General features: G+C 68.7%; 19 protein-coding genes, 1 pseudogene and 1 riboswitch. Of the genes and pseudogenes, 12 read left to right on the forward strand and 8 right to left on the reverse strand.

Going from position 1 to position 24,026, the window contains the following annotated elements; all coding sequences use genetic code 11:
* Together Q0W90_RS01285 and Q0W90_RS01290 are read left to right on the forward strand one after the other, a co-directional pair.
* Positions 1 to 3,264: error-prone DNA polymerase (locus Q0W90_RS01285; protein ID WP_297772772.1), on the forward strand; the 3,264-nt coding region annotated here is incomplete at its 5' end.
* Positions 3,265 to 3,353: 89 nt separating this feature from the next.
* Positions 3,354 to 4,001, forward strand: a complete 648-nt coding sequence (locus tag Q0W90_RS01290) for a nitroreductase family protein (protein WP_297772774.1) — start codon at positions 3,354 to 3,356, stop codon at positions 3,999 to 4,001.
* A 62-nt stretch (positions 4,002 to 4,063) separates the two neighbouring features.
* On the opposite strand, the gene Q0W90_RS01295 is transcribed toward Q0W90_RS01290, so the two are convergent.
* A complete protein-coding gene (locus tag Q0W90_RS01295; RefSeq protein ID WP_297772776.1) occupies positions 4,064 to 4,528 on the reverse strand; it encodes a tRNA (cytidine(34)-2'-O)-methyltransferase in 465 nt (154 codons plus the stop codon).
* A gap of 17 nt (positions 4,529 to 4,545) precedes the next feature.
* On the opposite strand from Q0W90_RS01295, the gene Q0W90_RS01300 reads away from it, so the two are divergent.
* The 5 genes from Q0W90_RS01300 to Q0W90_RS01320 all read left to right on the forward strand — a co-directional run bounded on the left by Q0W90_RS01300 (position 4,546) and on the right by Q0W90_RS01320 (position 9,589).
* Complete coding sequence (locus tag Q0W90_RS01300; protein WP_297595194.1) at positions 4,546 to 5,151, forward strand: methyltransferase domain-containing protein; 606 nt, start codon at positions 4,546 to 4,548, stop codon at positions 5,149 to 5,151.
* 265 nt (positions 5,152 to 5,416) lie between these two features.
* The gene (locus tag Q0W90_RS01305; RefSeq protein ID WP_297772812.1) at positions 5,417 to 8,215 is read left to right on the forward strand and encodes an ATP-binding protein; all 2,799 of its coding nucleotides are present in this window, start codon (positions 5,417 to 5,419) and stop codon (positions 8,213 to 8,215) included.
* Positions 8,212 to 8,631, forward strand: coding sequence for a roadblock/LC7 domain-containing protein (locus Q0W90_RS01310; protein WP_297595195.1), 420 nt, complete (start codon positions 8,212 to 8,214; stop codon positions 8,629 to 8,631). The genes Q0W90_RS01305 and Q0W90_RS01310 overlap by 4 nt, the downstream gene beginning before the upstream one ends.
* Before the next feature lie 6 nt (positions 8,632 to 8,637).
* On the forward strand, positions 8,638 to 9,021 hold the full coding sequence (locus Q0W90_RS01315) for a DUF742 domain-containing protein (protein ID WP_297595196.1): 384 nt from the start codon (positions 8,638 to 8,640) through the stop codon (positions 9,019 to 9,021).
* 1 nt (position 9,022) lies between these two features.
* The gene (locus Q0W90_RS01320) at positions 9,023 to 9,589 is read left to right on the forward strand and encodes an ATP/GTP-binding protein (protein ID WP_297595223.1); all 567 of its coding nucleotides are present in this window, start codon (positions 9,023 to 9,025) and stop codon (positions 9,587 to 9,589) included.
* Between the two features lie 43 nt (positions 9,590 to 9,632).
* Here the strand turns inward: Q0W90_RS01320 and Q0W90_RS01325 are convergent, their stop codons facing one another.
* Both Q0W90_RS01325 and Q0W90_RS01330 read right to left on the reverse strand, forming a co-directional pair.
* On the reverse strand, positions 9,633 to 12,284 hold the full coding sequence (locus tag Q0W90_RS01325) for an FHA domain-containing protein (protein WP_297595197.1): 2,652 nt from the start codon (positions 12,282 to 12,284) through the stop codon (positions 9,633 to 9,635).
* A gap of 30 nt (positions 12,285 to 12,314) precedes the next feature.
* Entirely contained in the window at positions 12,315 to 13,529 is a 1,215-nt protein-coding gene (locus Q0W90_RS01330; RefSeq protein WP_297701457.1) for an NADH:flavin oxidoreductase, read from the reverse strand.
* Between the two features lie 138 nt (positions 13,530 to 13,667).
* On the opposite strand from Q0W90_RS01330, the gene Q0W90_RS01335 reads away from it, so the two are divergent.
* Together Q0W90_RS01335 and Q0W90_RS01340 are read left to right on the forward strand one after the other, a co-directional pair.
* The gene (locus Q0W90_RS01335) at positions 13,668 to 14,513 is read left to right on the forward strand and encodes a bifunctional methylenetetrahydrofolate dehydrogenase/methenyltetrahydrofolate cyclohydrolase (protein ID WP_297772780.1); all 846 of its coding nucleotides are present in this window, start codon (positions 13,668 to 13,670) and stop codon (positions 14,511 to 14,513) included.
* The gene (locus Q0W90_RS01340) at positions 14,510 to 14,791 is read left to right on the forward strand and encodes a DUF3017 domain-containing protein (RefSeq protein WP_297772782.1); all 282 of its coding nucleotides are present in this window, start codon (positions 14,510 to 14,512) and stop codon (positions 14,789 to 14,791) included. The genes Q0W90_RS01335 and Q0W90_RS01340 overlap by 4 nt, the downstream gene beginning before the upstream one ends.
* A gap of 9 nt (positions 14,792 to 14,800) precedes the next feature.
* Here Q0W90_RS01340 and Q0W90_RS01345 read toward each other — a convergent pair whose 3' ends face one another.
* The gene (locus Q0W90_RS01345) at positions 14,801 to 15,334 is read right to left on the reverse strand and encodes a DUF732 domain-containing protein (RefSeq protein ID WP_297772784.1); all 534 of its coding nucleotides are present in this window, start codon (positions 15,332 to 15,334) and stop codon (positions 14,801 to 14,803) included.
* A gap of 250 nt (positions 15,335 to 15,584) precedes the next feature.
* Between Q0W90_RS01345 and Q0W90_RS01350 the strand changes: the two genes are divergently transcribed.
* The gene (locus Q0W90_RS01350; protein WP_297697374.1) at positions 15,585 to 17,045 is read left to right on the forward strand and encodes an FAD-binding oxidoreductase; all 1,461 of its coding nucleotides are present in this window, start codon (positions 15,585 to 15,587) and stop codon (positions 17,043 to 17,045) included.
* A 78-nt stretch (positions 17,046 to 17,123) separates the two neighbouring features.
* A pseudogene (locus tag Q0W90_RS01355) lies at positions 17,124 to 17,456 on the forward strand (DUF222 domain-containing protein); the annotation flags it as partial.
* Positions 17,457 to 17,566: 110 nt separating this feature from the next.
* On the opposite strand, the gene Q0W90_RS01360 reads toward Q0W90_RS01355, so the two are convergent.
* The 4 genes from Q0W90_RS01360 to Q0W90_RS01375 are packed head-to-tail and all read right to left on the reverse strand — an operon-like array spanning position 17,567 to position 21,302.
* Positions 17,567 to 18,001, reverse strand: coding sequence for a VOC family protein (locus tag Q0W90_RS01360; RefSeq protein ID WP_297772786.1), 435 nt, complete (start codon positions 17,999 to 18,001; stop codon positions 17,567 to 17,569).
* A 4-nt stretch (positions 18,002 to 18,005) separates the two neighbouring features.
* Positions 18,006 to 18,740 (reverse strand): class I SAM-dependent methyltransferase, encoded by a 735-nt coding sequence (locus tag Q0W90_RS01365; protein ID WP_297595203.1) that lies wholly within the window; start codon positions 18,738 to 18,740, stop codon positions 18,006 to 18,008.
* On the reverse strand, positions 18,737 to 19,885 hold the full coding sequence (locus tag Q0W90_RS01370) for a homoserine O-acetyltransferase (RefSeq protein WP_297595204.1): 1,149 nt from the start codon (positions 19,883 to 19,885) through the stop codon (positions 18,737 to 18,739). Before Q0W90_RS01370 ends, Q0W90_RS01365 begins: the two co-directional genes overlap by 4 nt.
* Before the next feature lie 13 nt (positions 19,886 to 19,898).
* The gene (locus tag Q0W90_RS01375; protein ID WP_297595205.1) at positions 19,899 to 21,302 is read right to left on the reverse strand and encodes a bifunctional o-acetylhomoserine/o-acetylserine sulfhydrylase; all 1,404 of its coding nucleotides are present in this window, start codon (positions 21,300 to 21,302) and stop codon (positions 19,899 to 19,901) included.
* Between the two features lie 202 nt (positions 21,303 to 21,504).
* A riboswitch (SAM riboswitch) is annotated at positions 21,505 to 21,621 on the reverse strand.
* A gap of 159 nt (positions 21,622 to 21,780) precedes the next feature.
* On the opposite strand from Q0W90_RS01375, the gene Q0W90_RS01380 reads away from it, so the two are divergent.
* Entirely contained in the window at positions 21,781 to 24,018 is a 2,238-nt protein-coding gene (locus Q0W90_RS01380; RefSeq protein WP_297595206.1) for an NADP-dependent isocitrate dehydrogenase, read from the forward strand.
* The last annotated feature ends 8 nt before the right edge of the window (positions 24,019 to 24,026 follow it).

A 24,026-nucleotide genomic window follows, 5' to 3' on the forward strand; every position in this document is an offset into this window, starting at 1 on the left:
AACGGGCCGCCGAGCTGGGCGGAAATGGAGCGGGTGCTCGACAGCAAGCCGCGCCATGCCGGCGGGTCGGCGGAGCCGGAACAGGACGGGCCCCTGTCGCGCAAGCGCGCGACGTATCGGCCGCCGGGTGACCGCCGGGCGTCCCGCTCGTCCGTCGCCTATGCCGAACTGCATGCGCATTCCGCGTTCAGCTTCCTCGACGGGGCGAGCACGCCCGAGGAGCTGGTCGAGGAGGCGGCCCGGCTGGGCCTGCGTGCCCTGGCGCTCACCGACCACGACGGCTTGTACGGGGCGGTGCGGTTCGCCGAGGCCGCCGCCGAACTCGACATGCGTACCGTGTTCGGCGCCGAACTGTCGCTGGGCTGCGAGGCCCGCACCGAGCGCCCCGATCCGGCCGGGCCGCACCTGCTGGTGCTGGCCCGCGGCCCCGAGGGTTACCGGCGGCTGTCGCGGCAACTGGCCGCGGCGCACCTGGCCGGCGGCGAGAAGGGCAAGCCCCGTTACGATTTCGACGCGCTGACCACCGCCGCCGGTGGGCACTGGCACATCCTGACCGGATGCCGTAAAGGCCATGTGCGCCAGGCGCTTTCCAGTGGTGGGCCGGACGCGGCGGAGCGGGCGCTGGCCGACCTGGTGGACCGGTTCGGCGCCGCGCGGGTCAGCATCGAACTGACCCACCACGGTCAGCCCCTCGACGACGAACGCAACGCGGCGCTGGCCGCGCTGGCCCCGCGCTTCGGGGTCGGCGTCGTCGCCACCACCGGTGCGCATTTCGCGGGGCCGTCGCGGCGCCGGCTGGCCATGGCGATGGGCGCCATCCGGGCCCGGGAGTCCCTGGACTGCGCCGCCGGGTGGCTGGCCCCGCTGGGGGGTTCGCACCTGCGCTCCGGTGAGGAGATGGCCCGGCTGTTCGGGCAGCGGCCCGACGTGGTGACCGCGGCCGCCGAGCTGGGCGAGCAGTGCGCGTTCGGGTTGGCGCTCATCGCGCCCCAGTTGCCCCCGTTCGACGTGCCCGACGGGCACACCGAGGACAGCTGGCTGCGGCAGTTGACGATGGCCGGGGCGCGCGAACGCTACGGGCCGAGCGCACCGCGCGCGTACTCCCAGATCGAGCACGAGCTGAAAGTCATTGCCCAGCTGCGGTTTCCGGGCTACTTCCTGGTGGTGCACGATATCGCCCGATTCTGCCGGGACAACAACATCCTGTGTCAGGGTAGGGGGTCGGCGGCCAACTCCGCGGTCTGCTACGCCCTCGGCGTCACCGCCGTCGACCCGGTGGTCAACGAACTCCTGTTCGAGCGCTTCTTGTCACCGGCCCGCGACGGCCCGCCCGACATCGACATGGACATCGAGTCCGACCAGCGCGAAAAGGTCATCCAGTACGTCTATGGCAAATACGGTCGGGACTACGCCGCCCAGGTCGCCAACGTCATCACCTATCGCGGAAAGATCGCGGTGCGCGACATGGCCCGCGCCCTGGGCTTCTCGCAGGGGCAGCAGGACGCCTGGAGCAAGCAGATCAGCCACTGGAGCGGGCTTGCCGACTCGCCCGATGTCGAGGGCATCCCCGAGCCGGTGATCGAGCTGGCGAACCAGATCCGGAACCTGCCGCGGCACATGGGCATTCACTCCGGCGGCATGGTGATCTGCGACCGCCCGATCGCCGACGTGTGCCCGGTGGAGTGGGCGCGGATGGAGAATCGCAGCGTCCTGCAGTGGGACAAAGACGACTGTGCGGCAATCGGTTTGGTGAAGTTCGATCTGCTCGGGCTGGGCATGCTGTCGGCGCTGCACTACGCCATCGACTTGGTGGCCGAGCACAAGGACATCGAGGTGGACCTGGCCCGCCTCGACCTCTCCGAGCCGGCGGTGTACGAGATGCTGGCCCGCGCCGATTCCGTCGGCGTCTTTCAGGTGGAGTCGCGCGCGCAGATGGCCACCCTGCCGCGGCTGAAGCCGCGGGTGTTCTACGACCTGGTGGTGGAGGTCGCGCTGATCCGCCCCGGCCCCATCCAGGGTGGGTCGGTGCACCCCTACATCCGGCGGCGCAACGGCCTGGACCCGGTGCTCTACGATCACCCGTCCATGGAATCGGCGCTGCGAAAGACGCTGGGGGTACCGCTCTTTCAGGAACAGCTGATGCAGCTCGCGGTCGACTGCGCCGGCTTCTCCGCCGCCGAGGCCGACCAGCTGCGCCGCGCGATGGGCTCCAAGCGCTCCACCGAACGGATGCGACGGCTGCGCGGCCGGTTCTACGACGGCATGCGCGCGCTGCATGGCGCGCCCGACGAGGTGATCGACCGCACCTACGAAAAGCTGGAGGCGTTCGCCAATTTCGGTTTCCCGGAAAGCCACGCGCTGAGCTTCGCGTCGCTGGTGTTCTACTCGTCGTGGTTCAAGCTGCACCACCCGGCGGCGTTCTGTGCCGCGCTGCTGCGCGCCCAGCCGATGGGTTTCTATTCGCCACAGTCGTTGGTGGCCGACGCGCGCCGGCACGGCGTGACGGTGCACGGCCCGGACGTCAACGCCAGCCTGGCGCACGCCACCTTGGAAATCAGAGGAACCGAGGTGCGCCTCGGTCTGGGGGCCGTCCGTCACATCGGCGACGACCTGGCCGAGCAACTGGTCGAGGAACGAAAAACCAACGGCCCGTTCACCTCTCTGCTGGACCTGACCACCCGGCTGCAGCTCTCCGTGCCGCAGACCGAGGCGCTGGCCACCGCCGGGGCGCTGGGCTGCTTTCACATGTCCCGGCGCGAGGGGCTGTGGGCGGCCGGGGCGGCGGCCACCCAGCGGCCGGGCCGATTGCCCGGGGTGGGCTCGTCCTCGCACATCCCGGCGCTGCCCGGGATGAGTGAGCTGGAACTGGCCGCCGCCGACGTGTGGGCCACCGGCGTCTCCCCGGACAGTTACCCGACGCAGTTCCTGCGGGAAGACCTGGACGCCATGGGGGTGGTGCCCGCCGAGAGGCTGGGATCGGTGACCGACGGCGACCGCGTGCTGATCGCCGGTGCGGTGACCCACCGGCAGCGCCCCGGGACGGCCCAGGGGGTGACGTTCCTCAACCTGGAGGACGAAACCGGGATGGTCAACGTGCTCTGCGCGCCGGGGGTGTGGGCGCGGCATCGCAAGCTGGCGAACTCGGCGCCGGCGCTGCTGGTGCGCGGGCAGGTCCAAAACGCCAGCGGCGCGATCACCGTCGTCGCCGAGCGGTTGGGCCGCATCACCCTGGCGGTCGGCTCCCGCTCGCGCGACTTCCGGTGAGGATGCGTCGCGAGACTGCAACTAGCGACGGGTGCACTCGAGAAACGCGTCGTGGAATACAGTTTCGCGGTCGAAGGTAACCTCCACACATGACCCTCAACCTGTCCGTGGACGAAGTCCTCACCACCACCCGCTCGGTCCGCAAACGCCTCGACTTCGACAGGCCGGTGAGCCGTGACGTGCTGACGGACTGCCTCGAACTCGCGCTGCAGGCGCCCACCGGCTCCAACGCGCAAGGCTGGCAATGGGTCTTCGTCGAGGACGCCGAGAAGAAGAAGGCGATCGCCGACATCTACCTGGCCAACGCCCGCGGCTACCTCAGCCTGCCGTCCGCCGAATATCCCGATGGCGACACCCGTGGCGAGCGGATGCCCAAGGTCAAGGACTCCGCGGTTTATCTCGCCGACCACATGCACGAGGCGCCGGTGCTGATGATCCCCTGCCTCGAGGGGCGGGTGGAGAAGGCGCCGCTGGGGCTGAGCGCGTCGTTCTGGGCGTCGCTGTTCCCGGCGGCGTGGAGCTTCTGCCTGGCGCTGCGCTCGCGCGGGCTGGGCACCTGCTGGACCACGCTGCACCTGATCAACGACGGTGACCGGCAGGCCGCCGAGGTGCTCGGCATCCCGAACGACCGCTACAGCCAGGGCGGCTTGTTCCCGATCGCCTACACCAAGGGCACCGACTTCCGACCGGCCAAGCGGCTGCCCGCCGAGCAGGTCACACACTGGAACACCTGGTAGGCCAGCCGTGGCGATCGCGAGGGCGGCGCAGCCGGACGAAGCGGGTCGCCACCATCAGATGTCTACACCGCCCCGGCGTACCCCTGCTGCCGCCACGCCTCGTAGACGGCGATCGCCGCGGCGTTCGACAGGTTCAGCGAACGCCGGCCCGCCAGCATCGGAATGCGAACCTGCGCGGTGATGTGCGCGTCGGCCAGCGTCGCCGCGTCTAACCCGGTGGGCTCGGGACCGAACATCAGCACGTCCCCGGCGCGGTAGCGCACGTCGGCGAACGAGGTGGGCGCGTGCGAGGTGAACGCGATCACCCGCTGCGGCGACAGCGCGTCCCAGGCGGCCGCCAGCGACGCATGCACCGTGACCGAGGCCAGGTCGTGGTAGTCCAGCCCGGCCCGCCGCAGCTTGGGTTCGGACAGGTCGAACCCCATCGGCTCGACCAGATGCAACTCGCAGCCCGTCGCCGCCACCGTCCGGATGGCGTTGCCCGTATTGGGCGCGATGCGTGGGGAGTGGAACATCAGTTTGAACACAACGCGATAATGGTCGCATGGTCGAACAGAGCATTTGGATGCAGAAGGTCGCCGCCGATCCCGGGCATTCGCAGTGGTATATCGAGCGATTCCGGGCCATGGTCCGTGCGGGTGACGACCTGGCCGGCGAGGCGCGCTTCGTGGATGCCATGGCGCCCCGCGGCGCCCGGATTCTCGATGCCGGGTGCGGGCCCGGCCGGCTGGGCGGGTTCCTGGCCGCCGCCGGCCACCAGGTGGTCGGCGTGGACGTCGACCCGGCGCTCATCGAAGCGGCCGAGCAGGATCATCCCGGCCCGCGCTGGCTGGTCGGTGACCTCGCCGAACTCGACCTGCCCGCGCGCGGCATCGCCGAACCGTTCGACGTCATCGTCTCCGCCGGCAACGTCATGACATTCGTAGCCCCGAGCACCCGGGCCCAGGTGCTGAGGCGCCTCCGCGCCCACGTCGCCGCCGACGGGCGCGCGGCGATCGGCTTCGGGGCCGGCCGCGACTATGACTTCGACGTGTTCCTGGGCGACGCGGTCGACGCGGGATTCGCGATCGATGTGCTGCTGTCCACCTGGGATGTGCGCCCGTTCACCGACGATTCCGACTTCCTGGTGGCGGTTCTTCGGCCCGCTTGAGTTTTCGCGGCCTTTCGCGATCCCGGTGTTTGCCAGGGGTGACCGCGGGCGCGCGGCACCACCTTGGAGGGACCTGTCTGCTCAGTAACGATTCTGGTGGGCTGGGCCGCGGGCTGTCATACTCGTCGGATTGCCACACTGACACGCGCGCGCCTATCTGGCGCGGGACGGGTGGAAATAAAGCAGGAAGTTTCATGAGCCTCTCGTTTTGTTCAGCGCTTCGCGTCAGCGCAGCGGCCGGTCGCGCGGCCGCGATGACGTGACCATGTTCACCCGCCCGGCCACGCCGGCCGAGGCGGACGCCCCCCGGCCCGCACCGATCCGCGCCACCGACACCGCGGCCGCCAAACGCCCGCCCGCCTGGTCGCTGGGCAACTGGCCGGTCGGCTGGAAAGTGCTGGCGATTGTGCTGGTCCCGCTGGTATTGGCGACGGTTTTCGGTGCGCTGCGCATCCACACCGCGATGGCCAGCTCGGCGGGTCTGCGGCTGGCCGCCACCCGCGCCGACGTGGTTCCGGTGATCACGAAGTACATGTCGGCTTTGGACGTCGCGCTGCAGGCCGGCTCCGCCGGACGCGACGTCGAGGGCGCAAAGAAGAACTACGAGGCACGCAAACTCGAACTGCAGGGCAGGCTGGCCGACACCGACGTCACCGACGATGTCCGATCGGGCGTGACCACCCTGCTCGACGGCGGTCAGATGCTGGTGAACAAGGTGGCTGACAACGGCCTCGGTTTGCGGGAGCGGGTGACCCTCTACGCGCCGATCCTGTTGACGGCCGAAGACGTCATCAACGCATCGGTGCGCGTCGACAACGAGCAGATCCGCGCCCAGGCGCAGGGGTTGAGCCGGGCGGTCGGCGCGCGCGGGCAGATGACGATGCAGAAAATCCTGGTCACCCGTGGTGCCGATCTGCCCGAGCCGCAGCTGCGCACCTCGATGGCCACCCTGGCGGGCACCGAACCGTCCACGCTGTTCGGCATGAGCGAAGTGCTCGGGGCCGGGTCGCCGGAGGCCAAGACACTGCAACAGCAGATGGTGAGCCGGATGGCGATCATGTCCGATCCGGCCAGCGTGCTCGTCGACAACGCCGATCTGCTGCGATCCATCCAAACCACCGACGAGATCGCCGAACAGGTCATCAAGAACGTCACTGCCTCGGTGACCAAGTCGGTGCACGCCCAGGCCGCCGATCGGCGCGGCGCCGCGATCCTGGACACCGTGTTGGTGCTGGCCGCGATCGTCATCGCGCTGGCCGTGGTGCTCCTGGTGGCGCGCGCGCTGGTGCGGCCACTGCGCATCCTGCGCGACGGCGCGCTCAAAGTCGCCCACACCGATCTCGAGGAGGAGATCGCCCGCGTGAAAGCCGGTGGGGCCGAACCGGTTCCGACGCCGCTGCCGGTGTACACCACCGAGGAGATCGGCCAGGTCGCCCACGCCGTCGACGAACTGCACACCCAGGCCCTGCTGCTTGCCGGCGACGAGGCGCGGTTGCGGCTGCTGGTCAACGACATGTTCGAGACCATGTCGCGGCGCAGCCGGTCGCTGGTCGACCAGCAGCTGGCGGTCATCGACCGGCTGGAGCGCAACGAAGAGAATCCCGAGCGCTTGGACGGCCTGTTCCGGCTGGACCACCTGGCGGCCCGGCTGCGCCGTAACAGCGCCAACCTCCTGGTGCTGGCCGGCGCGCAGCTCGCGCGCGACCAGCGCGACCCGGTGCCGCTGGCGACGGTGATCAACGCCGCGGTGTCCGAGGTCGAGGACTACCGCCGCGTCGAGATCGCCGGGCTGCCCGAGTGCGCGCTGGCCGGTGCGGCCGCGGGCGGCGCGATCCATCTGTTCGCCGAGCTGATCGACAACGCCCTGCGCTACTCGCCGCCGGCGACGTCCGCGCGGGTGTCGGCGTCGCGAAGCGGCTCAGATCCTCAACGGGGAGTCGTGGTGCGGATCGCCGACGCCGGGCTGGGAATGAACGACGCCGACCGGCGCATCGCCAACATGCGGCTGCAGGCCGGCGGCGATGTCAGCCCCGACAACGCCCGCCACATGGGTCTTTTCGTGGTCGGCCGGATCGCGGCCCGGCACGGCATCCGGGTGGGGCTGCGTGGCCCGGCGGCGAACGAGTCGGGCTCGGGCACCACCGCCGAGATCTACCTGCCGCCCACCGTGCTCACCGGGCTGGGCGCGGTGGAAGCGGCCGCGCCCCGGCATATCCGGGCGGTGTCGTCCCCGAGCGCCAAACTCGCCAGTTCGATCGCCGCGCCCGCACCCGCCGGCGACGCCGGGCGAGGCGACGGCACGCACGAACCGGCGGCCCGCAGCGCCCCGGACGCGGCCGGGCCGCCTGTCACCCTGCTGCCGCGCCGCAATCCGGGTTCCAGCGGCATCACCGAGGTCCCCACCCCGCCCGCCGAACAGCGGCCCCCGCGGCAGCGCCGCGAGCTGGCGACCCCGTGGTGGGAAAGCGCGCCCAAGGCCGCGCCGGCTCCCAGACCCGCTGAGCCCCAGCCGGCGCCCGAGCCGGCGGCGCCCGCACCCAAACCGGTTCCGGCGCAACCGGTTCGGGCGGCATCGGACACCTCGGCCTTCTTCGCCGCCCGGTCCCGGGAGCCCGGGCAAGACACCCCCGCCAACCCGGCGGCCGACGATGACGTCATCTACCGGCGGATGCTCTCGGAGATGCTGGGCGATCCGCATGACCTGGTCAACAGCCCCGACCTCGATTGGCAGTCGGTCTGGGACCGCGGCTGGACCCTGGCGGCCGCGGCCGAGGACAAGCCCGTCGAGGCGCAGACCACCGACCACGGCCTGCCGGTCCGCACCCCCGGCGCCCGGCTGGTGCCAGGCGGCGCCAACGGAACCGGTCTGACCGAGCGGGACGAGCCCGAGCACGGCCTCAACGGCGGATCGGCGTCGCACCGAGAGCCGCAGCACGCGGCCGTCACCCGGGACCCCGAGGCGGTTCGCGCCTCGTTCAGCAACCATTTCGGTGGCGTGCGCACCGGACGCTCGCACGCCCGTGAGACGGATCGTGACAGTAGTGAAGGACCCGACCAACAATGACGTCACCCGACAACTCCTCCGAGGGGTCCCTGGACTGGCTGGTGACCAGGTTCGCCCGCGAGGTCCCCGGCGTCGCGCACGCGCTGCTGGTGTCCGTCGACGGGCTGCCCATCGCCGCCAGCGAGCACCTGCCCCGGGAACGCGCCGACCAGCTGGCCGCCGTCGCCTCCGGACTGGCCAGCCTGGCGACCGGCGCCGCGCAGCTGTTCGAGGGCGGGCAGGTGCTGCAGTCGGTGGTCGAGATGCAGAACGGCTACCTATTGTTGATGCGCGTCGGCGATGGCTCGCATCTGGCGACGCTGGCCGTGACGTCGTGCGATATCGGTCAGATCGGCTACGAGATGGCCGTCCTCGTCGAACGGGTGGGGGGCGTGGTGCAGTCGGCCCGCCGGTCAGCCGTGCAGCACCACTCGTGAGCCGCGATGGACACCCCCGAGACCTGGCCCGCACACCGTAAGGGAAACCTGGTCCGCCCGTACACCCTGACCTCGGGACGGACCGACACCAATGTCGAGCTGCCCCTGGAGGCGCCGATTCAGACCCTGCAGGCCGGCCTGACCCACCGGTGGCCGCCCAACGATGCGCGCGGCAGAATCATCCAGCTGTGCGGCCAGGGCCCGCCGAGCCCGTCGGTGGCCGAAATCTCGGCGCGCCTGGACCTGCCGCTCGGCGTCGCGCGCGTCCTGGTCGGGGATCTGGTCCTGTCCGGTTACCTTCGGGTGCACAGGACTTTGTCCGAGCGTTCTAGCTCCGATGAGCGCCACGAACTCATAGGAAGGACCCTGCGTGGCTTACGCGCACTCTGAGGTGCAGCCCGACTCCAGCGCCCACGCGTCGACGAAGATCGTGATCGCCGGCGGATTCGGGGCGGGCAAGACCACGTTCGTCGGCGCGGTGTCGGAGATCATGCCGCTGCGCACCGAGGCGATGCTCACCGACGCCTCGACCGGCGTCGACGCGCTCGAGGCCACCCCGGACAAGCGGACGACCACCGTCGCGATGGACTTCGGCCGGATCACGCTGGCCGAAGACCTGGTGCTCTACCTCTTCGGCACCCCGGGGCAGCGCCGCTTCTGGTTCATGTGGGACGACCTGGTCCGCGGCGCCATCGGTGCGGTGGTGCTGGTCGATTGCCGGCGCCTGCAGGACAGCTTCGCCGCCGTCGACTTCTTCGAGCACCGCAACCTGCCGTTCCTGGTCGCGGTCAACGAGTTCGACGGCGCGCCGCGCTACCCGGTTGCCGAAGTGCGCGAAGCGCTGACCTTGCCGCCGCACATTCCGATGATCACGGTCGACGCCCGGGATCGCCGGTCGGCGACCGACGCCCTGATCGCGGTCAGCGAATACGCTCTGGCCAGCCTCACGCCCAATTGACCGACGCCGATCTGGGGCAACTTCAGCGGCGAGGCCTGATCGCTCAGCGTTTCAGCCGGATATGCCAGCGGACGAAGCCGGTGTAGGCGATCGACAGCAGCGTGAGCATGGCCATGTCGAAGACGAAGATGTGTTTCGAGTGCTGCCAAATCGGGTCGTTGAGCGGGATCTGCCTGACCTTCACCAGCGACGGGAAGTCGATCGAGGACGCGCCCGCGGCGTACCCCCAACGCGCGGGTGTCAGCCACGCCAGCTGTTCGAGACCGATCCGCTGGTAGACCGGGATCATCCCACTGGAGAACACCAGCTGCGACATGATCGACACCACGAGCAGCGGCATGATCTGCTCGTTGGACTGCGCCAACGCCGACAACAGCAGGCCGAGCATCGCCGACGCCACACAGGTGCCCGCCACGGTGACGAACAGCGAGAACGTGGAGTTGCCGAAGAACTGGGGATGTGCTGTCGGCGCCCCCTTGCCCAGCCGCACGATGATGGTCGCCACCGCGGCCTGGGCGGTCGCGAACACGCAGAACACCGCGATCTTGGCCAGCAGATATGCGGTGGTGGACAGGCCGACGGCCTGCTCCCGCCGGAAGATGGCGCGCTCGCCGATCAGATCTCGGATGGTCAGCGCGGTGCCCATGAAGACGGCGCCGATGTTCAACAGCACCATGATGTACTGCGGTTGCGTGGGCGCGGGGCCCATCGGGTCGGCCGGCCCAAGGCCGGGGTGCGGGCCCTTCACCGTCAGCGACAACGCGCCGATGAGGAACGGAAGGACCGCCAGGAAGATCGTGTACCCGCGGTCGGACACGACCAGGCGGACCTGGCGGCGGGCGATCGTGGATAGCTGCCGCCACAGGTTGGATTGGGGTGGCTCGCCCAGATCCGCCGGACTCTGCGGACTCGGTGGCCGCTCCGATCGCTGGTCGCGCTCCTTGAAGCGCCGGTTGGCCTCGTCCGGGTCTGCACCCACCTTGGCGAAAATGTCGGCCCAGTTGCGGGTGCCCATGGCGGCCTCGACCTGGTCGGGCGGACCGCAGAACGCGGTCTTGCCGCCCGGCGCGATCAGCAGGATCTGATCGCACACGTCCAGGTAGGACACCGAGTGGGTCACCACCAGCACCACGCGGCCCGCGTCGGCGAGCTGACGCAGCATCAGCATGACCTGACGGTCCAGCGCCGGGTCCAGGCCGGACGTCGGCTCGTCGAGGAGCAGCAGCGACGGCTGGGTGAGCAGCTCGAGGGCGACCGAGGCGCGTTTGCGTTGGCCACCCGAGAGCTTGTCCACCCGGGTGTCGGCGTGCTGGGTCATGTCGAGTTCCTCGAGCACCTGAGCGACGACGCGGGCCCGTTCCTCGTCGCTGGTGTCGGGCGGCAAACGCAGTTCGGCGGCGTAGTTCAGGGCCTGGTTGACCGTGAGCTGGCGGTGCACCACGTCGTCCTGCGGGACCATGCCGATCCTGCTACGCATGGACGCGTACTCGGTGTGGATGTTGTGGCCCTCGAAGGTCACCATGCCCGACGTGGGGCTGGTGTAGCCGACGATCAGCCGTGACAGCGTGGTCTTCCCGGCGCCCGAACCGCCGATGATGGCCGTCAGCGTCCCGGGCCGGGCGGTCAGCGAGATGTGGTCGAGCAACTGCTTGCCGTGGTCGACGGTGTAACAGACGGAGTTGACCTCCAGCCCGCCGGTCCGCGTGGCCGCCTCGGTGCGCCGGACCAGGCTGTCGCCGGTGAACACCAGGTCGACGTTTCCGATGGTGACCACGTCGCCCTCGGTCAGCACCGCCGAGCCGACCCGGACGCCGTTGACGAAGGTGCCGTTCACGCTGTGCGAGTCGCGGATCTCGGTGCCCAGCGGCGTCGGGATCAAAAACGCGTGGTGGCGTGAGGCCAGCACGTCCTGGATGACGATGTCGTTGTCGGTGGCCCGGCCGATGGTTTGCGAGCCGGCCGGCTGCTGGATCGCGCCGGACCGCGACGGCAACAGCGCGTGGAACATCTTCGTCGCCAGGTTCGCGACCTCGGGCGGCTTGGCGTAGGCGGGCGCCGCTCGGGTGTGCGGGGGCGCCGCGGGGGCCATCGAGCCGGGGGCCGGCGGGGCGTTGTGCAGCGGGGGCGGCGGCGCGGGCGGGTATGCCGGCGGTCGCCCACCGCCGCCGCCGTACATGGTGTGCCCCGGGGGCCCGGGCCGGTGCACCGGCGCGGGCTGCGGCCGCCTCGGCGGCGCCGCCCAGTTGGGTGCGCGCCCGGCCGGGGGCGGCGGGCCGGGTGGAGCGGCGACGGGCGAAGCCGGTTGCGCCGACCACGCCGCGGGCGGCGGCGCCGCCATCGGGATGCCCATCGATTCGGTCTTGGGGGGCCGCCCGGCCATCCCTTGGTGACGGCCGACGTCGAACGTCAGCAGCGGTCCGTCCGGGTTTCCGATGTTGAGGGTTTGCCCGTCATGGATCTCGACCACCGGCACGCGCCGGCCGTTCACAAAAGTTCCGTTGAGCGAACCGTTGTCGATGGCCAGCCACTTGCCCTGGTCGAAACGCAGCAACAGGTGGGCGCGTGAAATCAGTGGGTGCGTGATGCGCATGTCGGCTCGCAGATCGCGTCCGACGACCACATCGTGGCCCGCTGCGAAGGTACGTTCGGATCCTTCGTGATGGACGGTTAGCGCTGGCTGGGCTGGTGCTGACATCGCCACAACTGTAGCTTGCGGCCCTGTGGATCAGCGTGGAGCGCCGACGGCGTCGGGCGCCCCCGTGACCACGCAGTGGGTTCGGGTGTAGATCGTGGGCATGCACCGGTTGCAGTGCGTGCACGCCGAGTGCACCCGATGCTGGGCGTCCTCGGCGGCGATCCGGTTGATCAGATCCGGCTCGGCCAGCAACGCCCGGGCCATCGCGACGAACTCGAATCCCTCCGCCATCGCCAGCTCCATCGTGTCCCGGTTGGTGATGCCGCCGAGCAGGATCAGCGGCAGCGTCAACTCGGCGCGGAACAGCTTGGCGTCGCGCAATAGATAGGCCTCGCGGTAGGGGTATTCGCGCAGGAACTTCTTGCCCGTCATGCGCATGCCCCAACTCAGCGGTGGCTTGAACGCACCGGCGAACTCCTTGAGCGGCGCGTCGCCGCGGAACAGGTACATCGGATTGACCAGCGAGCTGCCCGCGGTCAGTTCGATCGCGTCCAGCCCGCCGTCGGACTCCAGCCACTTGGCGGTGGTGAGCGATTCCTCGGTGCTGATGCCGCCGCGCACGCCGTCGGCCATGTTCAGCTTGGCGGTCACCGCGATCGGTGTGCCTTCCTTTTCCACCGCACGCCGAACGGCCATCACCATGCCGCGGGCGACCTTCGCCCGGTTCTGCAGCGATCCGCCGAACTCGTCGTCGCGGCGATTGATCAGTGGGGACAGGAACGAACTCGCCAGATAGTTATGGCCCAGATGGATTTCGACGGCGTCGAAGCCGGCTTCGATGGCCAGCCGCGCGGCGTTGGCGTGTCCGGCGATGACGTCGTCGATGTCCTCGCGGGTTGCCTTCTTGGCGAACCGCATTCCGATCGGGTTGAAGAACCGGACCGGGGCCAGGGCCTTGGCCTTGTTGGACTTGGCGTTGGCCACCGGGCCGGCGTGGCCGATCTGGGCGCTGACCGCGGCGCCCTCGGCGTGGATCGCGTCGGTGAGCCGGCGGAACCCGGGCACCGCTTCCGGTCGCATCCAGATCCCGTTGCCCTCGGTGCGGCCGCCCGGGGACACGGCGCAGTAGGCGACGGTCGTCATGCCGACGCCGCCGGCCGCCGGCAGCCGGTGGTATTCGATGAGGTCGTCGGTCACCAGGGCGTCCGGCGTGCGCGCCTCGAACGTGGCGGACTTGATGGTCCGGTTACGCAGCGTTATCGGACCGAGCTTCGCGGGGCTGAACACGTCCGGAGGACTAGACATACCGGGAGCCTAATGGCGATCGCAAGCGCGGCGAAGCCGGGCGTGGCGGGTCGCCATCATCGGACACCGTGGCGATCGCAAGCGCGGCGAAGCCGGGCGTGGCGGGTCGCCATCATCGATATCTGCCAGACTGTCAGCGTGGGAGCAATCACGCTGGACGGCAAGGCCACCCGCGACGAGATCTTCGTCGACCTCAAAGAGCGGGTGGCCGCGTTGACCGCATCGGGACGCACCCCCGGTTTGGGCACCATCCTGGTGGGCGAGGACCCGGGCTCGCAGGCTTACGTGCGGGGCAAGCACGCCGACTGCGCGAAGGTCGGGATCACCTCGATCCGCCGCGACCTGCCCGCCGACATCAGCACCGCCACGCTCAACGAGACCATCGACGAGCTGAATGCCAACCCCGACTGCACGGGGTACATCGTGCAGTTGCCGCTGCCCAAGCACCTGGACGAGAACGCGGCGCTCGAGCGCGTCGACCCGAACAAGGACGCCGACGGGCTGCACCCGACCAACCTGGGCCGGCTGGTGCTCAACAACCCGGCCCCGCTGCCGTGCACCCCGCACGGCATCGTGCACCTGCTGCGCCGTTACGACGTCGAGATCGCCGGGGCGCACGTGGTCGTCATCGGCCGCGGTGTCACGGTCGGCCGCCCGTTGGGGCTGCTGCTGACCCGCCGTTCCGAGAACGCCACGGTGACGTTGTGCCACACCGCAACTCGCGACCTGCCGGCGTTGACCAGGCAGGCCGACATCATCGTCGCCGCCGTCGGAGTCCCGCACCTGCTGACCGCCGACATGGTGCGTTCGGGCGCCGCGGTGCTCGACGTGGGGGTCAGCCGCACGGACGACGGACTCGTCGGCGACGTACACCCCGATGTGTGGGATGTGGCCGGCCACGTGTCACCCAACCCCGGCGGCGTGGGCCCGTTGACCCGCGCGTTTCTGCTGACCAACGTTGTCGAGCTGGCCGAGCGGGAATGACCGCGCGGACGATGCTGCGGGCCCAATGGCCGATCCTGTTGGTGGGTCTGACCTTTGCCGCGGCGCTGGCCCTGGTGGGGGCCAACTTCTGGCGTCGCGGTTCGCTGCTGATCGGCATCGGGGTGGGCGTGGCCGCGCTGCTGCGATTGGTGCTGCCCGAGGAACGGGCCGGCCTACTGGTGGTGCGCGGCAAGGGAATCGACTTCATGACCACCGCGGCGGTCGGAGCGGCAATGGTCTATATCGCGTGGACCATCGACCCGCTGGGCACCGTGTAGCAGGTCGGCTCAGATACCTGGCAGCGCCGGAACCTGTCCCGGCAGCTGACCGGTCATTCCCGTCATGCCCGGTATCTGGCCCGCCATGCCGGGGACCTGCCCCGTCATGCCCGGGATCTGTCCCGCCATCCCGGGCATTCCCGGGATCTGCGGCATGGCACCGGACAGGTTTCCGCTGGCGATGTTCGCCATCGCCCCGGGGCAGTACGTCTGAATCGCGATCGTGGTGAACATGCTGGCCATCTGCGGTGACATGCCCCGACCGGAGACGCTGGACGCGGCCGCGGCGAAGCTGCCGCCGGGTTGCGAGAGCATCGGGCAGATCGACTCGCCGACGGCCATCGCGTTTCCGGGTTCGCCGAAGTCGATGCCGGCGTGATTGAGCGCGTCGATGAAGTCGTCGCCGTTTCCCTCCGCCCCGGCCGGCGCGGCGAACGCCGAGGCCAGGGTGAGCAGGCCGGCGGCCGCGGTCAGCAGGCGAATGGTGAGGGGCTGGTGACGAAAATCCCAGATCCGTCGATGAGTTCGTGCAAGTGCCTTCACGCCAGCCTCCCCGTCCGCATGGAGTGCACCGACGGCACTCGAATCACGCCTACGAACTCTGATCTATCACTGTCACGTTTGTGAAACGGTGGGGTAAAGGTTCGCACAATAAGCGTTTCGTGAGGTCGGTGTGCTCGCGGTGTCGATTATTGAGCCGCCTCATCGGGCGGGCGGATCGACGCCACACTGTGATCAGAACACGGGTCGCGCCAGCGGATTTCCGGGCGCACCATGGGCCAGAATCCGCCCCATGACGACGAATCGCAACCGTCCGTCCGACCATGAGATCTCGCGCCAGACCTTTCTTCGCGGCGCCGTCTCAATGTTGGCGGCGGGAGCGGCGTTCGGCGCCCCGCCGGCGGCCGCGGACCCCGCCGCCGGTTGGGGCGGCTTGGCCTCGTCCATCGGCGGCAGTGTGCTGCTGCCGGCCAACGGGGCCCAATTCTCCACCGGCAAGCAGGTTTTCAACTCGTTCTACAATGGCTCCAATCCCGCTGCGGTGGTGAAGGTTTCGTCGCAGGCCGATGTCCAGAAGGCAATGGCGTTCGCCAAGGCCAACAATCTCAAGGTCTCCCCACGCGGCGGCGGACATTCGTATGTCGGCGCGTCCAGCGCCAACGCCACCATGGTGCTGGATCTGCGCGGTCTTCCCGGTGCGGCGAACTTCGACGGCGGCAACGTCACGGTGACCCCGGCGACGAATCTGTATGCGGTGCACCAGGCGCTGGCCGGCGCCGGCCGCGCGGTACCCACCGGCACCTGTCCCACGGTCGGCATCGGGGGATTGGCGCTCGGTGGCGGGGTGGGGCCGGACGTGCGGCGCGCGGGGCTCACCTGCGACGCGTTGCGGTCGGCGACCGTGGTGGTCCCCAGCGGCGACGTGGTCACCGCGTCCGCCAGCGACAATCCGGATCTGTTCTGGGCGCTGCGCGGTGGTGGCGGTGGCAATTTCGGGGTGACGACCTCGATGACCTTCGCGACGTTCGCCACCGGCGACAGTGATCTGGTCCGGCTCGATTTCCCGCCGTCGTCGGCGGTTCAGGTGCTCACCGGGTGGCAGTCCTGGCTGGCCAACGCCGACCGCAACACGTGGGGGATGGTGGACCTCTCGGTCGGCTCGGCCCAGGCGAATTGCCATGTGCTGGCGACGTCTCCGCCCGGCACCGGCTCCGGCGTGGTCGACGCCCTCAAATCGGTGATCGGGCTGGCGCCCACCGCGGTGGCGAACAAGACGATCGGCCACATGGACCTGGTCACCTATCTGGCCGGCGGCAGCGCGACCAGTCCGCCCCGCGCCTTCGTGGCCGGATCGGATGTGCTCGGTCCGATGACTTCCGCTGCGGCGCATGCCATTGCGACCGCCATCGGACAGTGGCCGGCGTCGGGTGCGGGACAGGCCTCGGTCCTGATCGATCCGCTGGGCGGGGCCGTCGCCGAGGTGGCCCCCGGCGACACCGCGTTTCCGTGGCGCAACCAGTCCGCGGTGGTGCAGTGGTATGTCGAGCCGTCGAGCAACCGGGTCGCCGCCGCGAACACCTGGCTCGGCACCGCACACCAAGCGGTGCAACAGTTCTCGGTGGGCGGCTACATCAATTACCTGGAGGCCAACGCCGCACCGGCGCGCTACTTCGGCGCGAACTTGCCGCGGCTGACCACCGTCCGCCAGAAATACGATCCGAACCGGCTGATGTTCTCGGGACTGGATTTTTAACGAAATCAATTGCGCGAGTGTGAATCTATGGCGGTCTGGTCGGCGATTCTTGTCGGTGGTCGCCGCTAGTTTGGCGGTGTGAGTTCAACCGGTCTGCCCGATGTCGACGCGGTGTTCGACGCGCTCGAGGCCGAGGTGGACCGCGCCTGCGCGCTGGTGCTCGACGCACTGAACGTCCAGCAGCAATTGGCGGTGTTGGAGCGCTGCGAGAGGTTGCGCCGGCGCATCCCGGCCATCGAGCATCCGCTGATCAATTCCCTTGCCAGCCAGGCCCCATCCCAGGAACTGGGCGGCACGTTATCCCATGCGCTGACCGAATCGGTGCTGATCAGCCGCGCCGAAGCCTCCCGGCGCGTCAAAGAGGCCGCCGATCTAGGTCCACGCCATGGGCTGACCGGTGAACCCCTGCCAACCTCGAGCGCGGTCAACCCCGCACCAACACCTTCCACCACCCCGAAAAGCTGTTGCGCGACGGGGATGATGACGACACGTGGTAACTCGCTTGGAAACTTGGATTACGGTTAGGAGTCTGAGAAGTCGGGCACTGTGATCGTGCCGTCCTCGGCCAGCGCGAACCCGGGGTTGTGGGCGATCTCCCACGCGTGGCCATCGAGATCGCGGAACGCACCCGCATATCCGCCGTAGAACGTCTCGGCGGCAGCGCGGGTAATGGTCGCGCCCGCACCCTCTGCCGCGGCCATGATCTCGTCCACCTCGGTGCGCGAGCGCAGGTTGTGAGCCAAAGCGACGCCGCCGAAACCGTCATCGCCTTGGTCGGTGATGCCGAGATCGGCTGAAAGCTTTTCCCTCGCCCACAGACCCAGCGCGAGACCGCCGGCCTGGAAGAAGACCGTCTCCTGCACCTCTTGACCGTGCCAGCCAAGGCGCTCGTAGAAGCGGCGGGCGCGATCCAGATCGGCAACGCCCAGGGTAATCAGACTCACCCGTTGCTCCATGCCGTTACCCTGCCAGCGTCGCCCGGGTGCACATGGTGACATAGGGCAGCGCCAAGCCGGTCGCATTCGCCAGCGCGGGATGGGTGGCCAGCAACTGGCGCACCTGGTCGAGCGTTTGCGTGCGGACCTCGGTCGGGGACGTGATGCAGTAGCTGCGCGACGCGACGAGGTCGATCAGTGCTTGCGGCGTAAGGTAACTCGTCCACTCGACCCGATGCTGTGCGAGTTCGGTGAACGGCTCGGGGAGCTTCACCTGGGTGCGGCCGCCGTCGCCGTCGCTACCGATGATCTGTCCGAGTTCGCGCACCCAGCCGAGCCGCTCGTCGCGGGTGTTCCACACCAGGCCCAGCCGCCCGCCCGGCCGCAGCACGCGTGCCACCTCCGGAATCGCGCGCTCGGGGTCCACCCAGTGCCACGCCTGCGCCACCAGCACCACGTCAACGCTGTTGTCGTCCAACGGAATCTCTTCCGCCGTACCCAGCAGGGCCCGGGTTTCGGGCAGCGAGGTCCGCAACACCTCCAGCATGTCCGGGATCGGGTCGACGGCCACCACGTCCAGGCCGCGCTCCACCAGCCGGGTCGTCAGCTTGCCGGTGCCCGCACCGAGGTCGAGCACCTGACGCGCGCCGACCGGCAACAGCCAATCGATCGCCTCGGGGGGATAGGAGGGGCGGCCACGCTCGTAAGCTGCGGCCGCCGAGCCGAACGACAAGGAGCGGTCCTGCCGCGAGCGGGTCACCGTTGCGACGTGCCTTCCCTGCTGTCCGCGTCGGCCAACGCCAGTGTCTCGCGGATCAATTCGCCGACCGCGTCGGATTCCACCAGGAAGCCGTCGTGCCCGCAGGGGGAGTTGACCACCCGCAGAGCGGCGCAGCCCGGCAGCTGCTCGGCCAGCTCCTCCTGCAAGCGCAGCGGGTACAGCCGATCGGACGTGATGCCGCCGACCACCACCGGCACCGGGCAGCCACCCAACGCTTCGGGCACCCCGCCGCGCCCCCGGCCGACGTCGTGACTGTTCAGTGCCTCGGTCAACACCACGTAACTGCCCGCGTCGAAGCGCTCCAGCAGCTTGTCACCCTGGTACTCCAGGTAGCTCTGCACCGCGTAGCGGCCGCCGTCGGCGGGATCCTCGTCGCTCTGCCCATCGTTGGCGAACCGGGTGTCGAGGTCGACTTCACCGCGGTAGGTCAGGTGGGCGAAGCGCCGCGCGATCGCCAGCCCGGTGTCGGGCGTGGGTCCCGTGTCGTGATAGTCGCCGCCCCGCCAGTTCGGGTCGGCCTTGATCGCCGCGATCTGCGTGGACTGGGTGCCGATCTGATCGGCGGTGGCGCGCGCGCCGACCGCCAGCAGCAGCCCGGCCCGAACCCGGTTCGGGTGACCGACGATCCACTCCAAAGCCCTTGCGCCGCCCATGGATCCACCGACCACAGCGGCGACCTTGTCGATCCCCAGCGCGGCCAGCGCGGCGATGTCGGCTTCCACCTGGTCGCGGATCGAAATCCGCGGGAACCTTGAGCCCCAAGGCTTTCCGTCCCGGTTCCGCGAGCTGGGCCCGGTCGAGCCGCGGCAACCACCCAGCACGTTGGTGGCCACCGCGCACCAGCGGTCGGTGTCGATCGGCGCGCCCGGCCCGACCATCCCGTCCCACCAGCCGCCGGTGGGATGTCCGGGTCCGGCCGGCCCGGTGATGTGCGAGTCACCGGTCAGCGCGTGCAGCACCACCACCACGTTGTCGCGCGTCGGCGACAACTCGCCCCAGCGCTGCACGGCGATATGCACGTCGTCGATCACCGCGCCGCTTTCGGTGGTCAGCGAGCCGATATGGACGAAGCCGATTTCGCCTTCGTCGGGCAGCGTTTGCGTGGGCATGTCGGAGATCGTCATCGGCCGGGCTCCTCTAGAACGCCGCCACAGCGTGCGGATCGGTGCCCGACGCCCCCGCGGCCGCAGCGAATTTGCTTGCCGCGGCGAAGCCGAGCTCCAGGTCGGCCAGGATGTCGTCGATCCCCTCGATGCCGACGGACAGTCGCACCAGCCCCGGGCTCACCCCGGTGCTCAGCTGCTCCTGCGGGGACAGCTGGGCGTGCGTCGTGGAGGCCGGGTGGATCACCAGGGAACGCACGTCGCCGATGTTAGCGACGTGGCTGTGCAGCTTCAGCGCGTTCACGAAGGCCTTGCCGGCGTCGACGCCGCCGGCCAGCTCGAAGGCGAGCACCGCCCCGGCTCCCTTGGGCGCCAGCTTCTTTGCCCGCTCGTACCAGGGTGAGCCGGGCAGGCTGGCGTAGTTGACCGACAGCACGCGCTCGTGGCCCGCCAAAAACTCGGCCACGCGCCGCGCGTTGGCGACGTGGCGTTCCATGCGCAGGCTCAGCGTCTCGATGCCCTGGGCGACCAGGAACGCGTTGAACGGTGCGGCGGCCGAACCGAGATCACGCAGCAGTTGTACCCGCGCCTTGAGCGCGTAGGCGGGCGGACCGAGTTCGGCGTACACCACGCCGTGGTAGCTCGGGTCGGGCGTGGTGAATCCCGGGAAACGACCCTGCGTCCAGTCGAAGGTGCCGCCGTCGACGATGACTCCGGCGATCGCGGAGCCGTGCCCACCGAGGTACTTGGTGGCCGAGTGCACCACGATGTCCGCGCCGTGCTGCAGCGGCTGGATCAGGTACGGCGTGGCGATGGTGTTGTCGACGATCAGCGGGACGCCGTTGGCGTGGGCCACCCCGGAGACCCCGGGGATGTCCAGGACGTCGATCTGCGGGTTGGAGATGGTCTCGGCGAAGAAGGCTTTGGTGTTCGGCCGTACCGCGGCCTGCCACGAATCCAGATCGTCGGGGTCCTCCACGAAGCTGACCTCGATACCTAGCTTGGCCAGCGAATAGTGGAACAGGTTGTACGTCCCGCCGTAGAGGCGCGGGCTGGAGACGATGTGATCTCCGGCACACGTCAGGTTCAATATGGCGAACGTCTCAGCGGCCTGCCCGGAGCTGAGGAAGAGCGCGGCCACGCCGCCCTCGAGCGCGGCGATGCGCTGCTCGACGACGTCGGTGGTCGGGTTTCCGATCCGGGTGTAGATGTTGCCCGGAACCTCCAGCCCGAACAGGGCGGCGGCGTGTGTGGTGTCGTCAAAGACGTACGACGTGGTCTGGTAGATCGGCAGCGCGCGGGCGTTGGTGGTCGGGTCGGGATGCTGACCGGCGTGCACCTGCTTGGTCTCGAACGACCAGTGTGCGGTCGGATCGGTGTCGTCGCCGCTGGTAGTGCCCTCGGAAGAGGCGTGGGAAGGGGCGTTGTCGGAACTCACGGGGGTTGGCTTTCTCCTGGGAAGTGGGCTTCTGATCTCAGCGGGATCTTCAGCGGGGTCTCAGCGGGATCTTTGCGGCGGCCGGCCGGCTAGCACCGGCACACGATTGCGCACGTCGGTGGATCTGAAAGGGTGAGCCGATCGCAAGGAGCTGGACAGAAGCACATCACGTGTCCCCTCTAGTCAGGGGTCCGTTATGGCGGACCCGCGCTTGCCGCGCAGCCTGTGGCTACTAGACCTGGTCATCACCCGGGGCACCCCACCGCGGTTGGAGGGTTGCCGGCCAGCAAGCCGGGGCTTGACGCTGGCGCTCATGACCAATACGAAGACTATCTTATTGAGCCGACCCGCTGCCAACCCTGGCGGCGCACATGCAGGTCGACACGTGTCCAAACACCCTTGATAACGTGGCAGTTAGATTGCCGAGCCCCCCACAGATTTGTCCGATATCGAAGATCTTGCCGCCGGGAGAGGGACCGTGAGCGCCGAAGAGCCGACCGTCATCTACACGCTGACCGACGAGGCGCCGCTGCTGGCGACCTACGCGTTCCTGCCGATCGTGCGTGCCTTCGCCGAACCGGCGGGCATCGAGATCAAGACCAGCGACATCTCGGTGGCGGCCCGGATCCTCGCCGAGTTCCCCGAGCACCTCACCGACGAGCAGCGGGTTCCGGACAACCTGGCCGAACTGGGCCGGCTGACGAAGCTGGCCGACACCAACATCATCAAGCTGCCGAACATCAGTGCCTCGGTGCCCCAGCTGATTGCCGCCGTCAAGGAACTGCAAGGCAAGGGATTCAAGGTTCCGGACTTTCCGCAGAGTCCGAAGACCGACGAGGACAAGGAAATTCGCGCTCGCTACGCCAAATGTCTGGGCAGCGCCGTGAACCCGGTACTGCGGCAAGGTAACTCGGACCGACGCGCCCCCAAGGCCGTCAAGGAGTATGCGCGCAAGCACCCGCACAGCATGGCGGACTGGTCGCCGGCATCGCGCACGCATGTCGCGACCATGCGGGTCGGCGACTTCTACCACGGCGAGAAGTCGATGACGCTGGACCGCGCGCGCAACGTGAAGATGGAGCTGGAGACCGAAAGCGGTGAGACGATCGTGCTCAAGCCGATGGTGTCGCTGCGCAACGCCGACGTCATCGATTCCATGTTCATGAGCAAGAAGGCCCTGATCGAGTTCTACGAAGAGCAGATGCAGGACGCCTACGAGACCGGCGTGATGTTCTCGCTGCACGTCAAGGCGACGATGATGAAGGTCTCCCACCCGATCGTCTTCGGCCATGCCGTGAAGATCTTTTACAAGGACGCCTTCGCCAAGCACGAGGCGCTCTTCGACGAACTCGGCGTCGACGTCAACAACGGATTGGTCGATCTGTACAGCAAGATCGAGTCACTGCCCGCGTCGCTGCACGAGGAGATCATCCGCGACCTGCACGCGTGCCACGAGCACCGGCCCGAGCTGGCGATGGTCGATTCAGCCAAGGGCATCACCAACTTTCATTCGCCCAGCGACGTGATCGTCGACGCGTCGATGCCGGCGATGATCCGTGCGGGCGGCAAGATGTGGGGTGCCGACGGGCGGCAGAAGGACACCAAGGCCGTCAACCCCGAGTCCACCTTTTCCCGGATCTACCAAGAGATCATCAACTTCTGTAAGACCCACGGGCAATTCGATCCGACGACGATGGGAACGGTCCCCAACGTCGGGCTGATGGCGCAGCAGGCCGAGGAGTACGGCTCGCACGACAAGACGTTCGAGATCCCCGAGGGCGGCGTCACCAAGATCGTCGACCTCGACACCGGGGAAGTCCTGCTGACCCAGAAGGTGGAAACCGGCGACATCTGGCGCATGCCCATCGTTCGCGACGAAGCGATCCGCGACTGGGTCAAGCTGGCCGTCACCCGCGCGCGCAACTCGGGCATGACGGTGGTGTTCTGGCTGGACACCGAACGTCCGCACGAGGTCGAGCTGCGCAAGAAGGTCAAGGAGTACCTCAAGGAGCACGACACCGAGGGCCTGCAGATCCAGATCATGCCGCAGGTGTGGGCCATGCGCTACACGCTGGAGCGCGCGATGCGCGGCCAGGACACCATCGCCGCCACCGGAAACATCCTGCGCGACTACCTCACCGACCTGTTCCCGATCCTGGAACTGGGCACCAGCGCCAAGATGCTGTCGATCGTGCCGTTGATGGCCGGCGGCGGAATGTATGAGACCGGGGCGGGCGGTTCGGCGCCCAAGCACGTCCACCAACTGGTCGAGGAGAATCATCTGCGCTGGGATTCCCTGGGCGAGTTCCTCGCCCTGGGAGCGTGTTTCGAGGACATCGGCATCAAGACCGACAACGAGCGCGCCAAGCTTCTGGGCAAGACGCTGGATTCCGCGATCGGAAAGCTGTTGGACAACAACAAGAGTCCGTCGCGCAAGACCGGTGAACTCGACAACCGGGGCAGCCAGTTCTATCTGGCGCTGTACTGGGCGGCCGAACTTGCCGCGCAAAACGACGACGAGGACCTGCGGAAGCGTTTCGCCGCGCTGGCCGACTCGTTAGCCGAGAACGAGGAGGCGATCGTGACCGAACTCGCCGAGGTGCAGGGCGAGGCGGTCGACATCGGCGGCTACTACTACCCGGACAACGAGAAGACGACGGCAGTGATGCGGCCGAGCAAGACGTTCAACGAGGTGCTAGCGGCTGCGCAAGGCTGAGGCAGCAG

The sequence above is a fragment of the Mycobacterium sp. genome, from assembly GCF_025933915.1.
Lineage (GTDB): Bacteria > Actinomycetota > Actinomycetes > Mycobacteriales > Mycobacteriaceae > Mycobacterium.

What these genes read in the sequence shown, in the direction of transcription:
- Q0W90_RS01370 (WP_297595204.1), bottom strand. Translation starts at nt 19,885, where the DNA reads ATGACGATCTCCGACATGCCCACGCAAACGCTGCCCGACGAAGGCGAA.
- Q0W90_RS01340 (WP_297772782.1), top strand. Translation starts at nt 14,510, where the DNA reads ATGACCGCGCGGACGATGCTGCGGGCCCAATGGCCGATCCTGTTGGTG.
- Q0W90_RS01305 (WP_297772812.1), top strand. Translation starts at nt 5,417, where the DNA reads ATGTTCACCCGCCCGGCCACGCCGGCCGAGGCGGACGCCCCCCGGCCC.
- Q0W90_RS01330 (WP_297701457.1), bottom strand. Translation starts at nt 13,529, where the DNA reads ATGTCTAGTCCTCCGGACGTGTTCAGCCCCGCGAAGCTCGGTCCGATA.
- Q0W90_RS01360 (WP_297772786.1), bottom strand. Translation starts at nt 18,001, where the DNA reads ATGGAGCAACGGGTGAGTCTGATTACCCTGGGCGTTGCCGATCTGGAT.
- Q0W90_RS01315 (WP_297595196.1), top strand. Translation starts at nt 8,638, where the DNA reads ATGGACACCCCCGAGACCTGGCCCGCACACCGTAAGGGAAACCTGGTC.
- Q0W90_RS01325 (WP_297595197.1), bottom strand. Translation starts at nt 12,284, where the DNA reads ATGTCAGCACCAGCCCAGCCAGCGCTAACCGTCCATCACGAAGGATCC.
- Q0W90_RS01300 (WP_297595194.1), top strand. Translation starts at nt 4,546, where the DNA reads ATGGTCGAACAGAGCATTTGGATGCAGAAGGTCGCCGCCGATCCCGGG.
- Q0W90_RS01310 (WP_297595195.1), top strand. Translation starts at nt 8,212, where the DNA reads ATGACGTCACCCGACAACTCCTCCGAGGGGTCCCTGGACTGGCTGGTG.
- Q0W90_RS01350 (WP_297697374.1), top strand. Translation starts at nt 15,585, where the DNA reads ATGACGACGAATCGCAACCGTCCGTCCGACCATGAGATCTCGCGCCAG.
- Q0W90_RS01290 (WP_297772774.1), top strand. Translation starts at nt 3,354, where the DNA reads ATGACCCTCAACCTGTCCGTGGACGAAGTCCTCACCACCACCCGCTCG.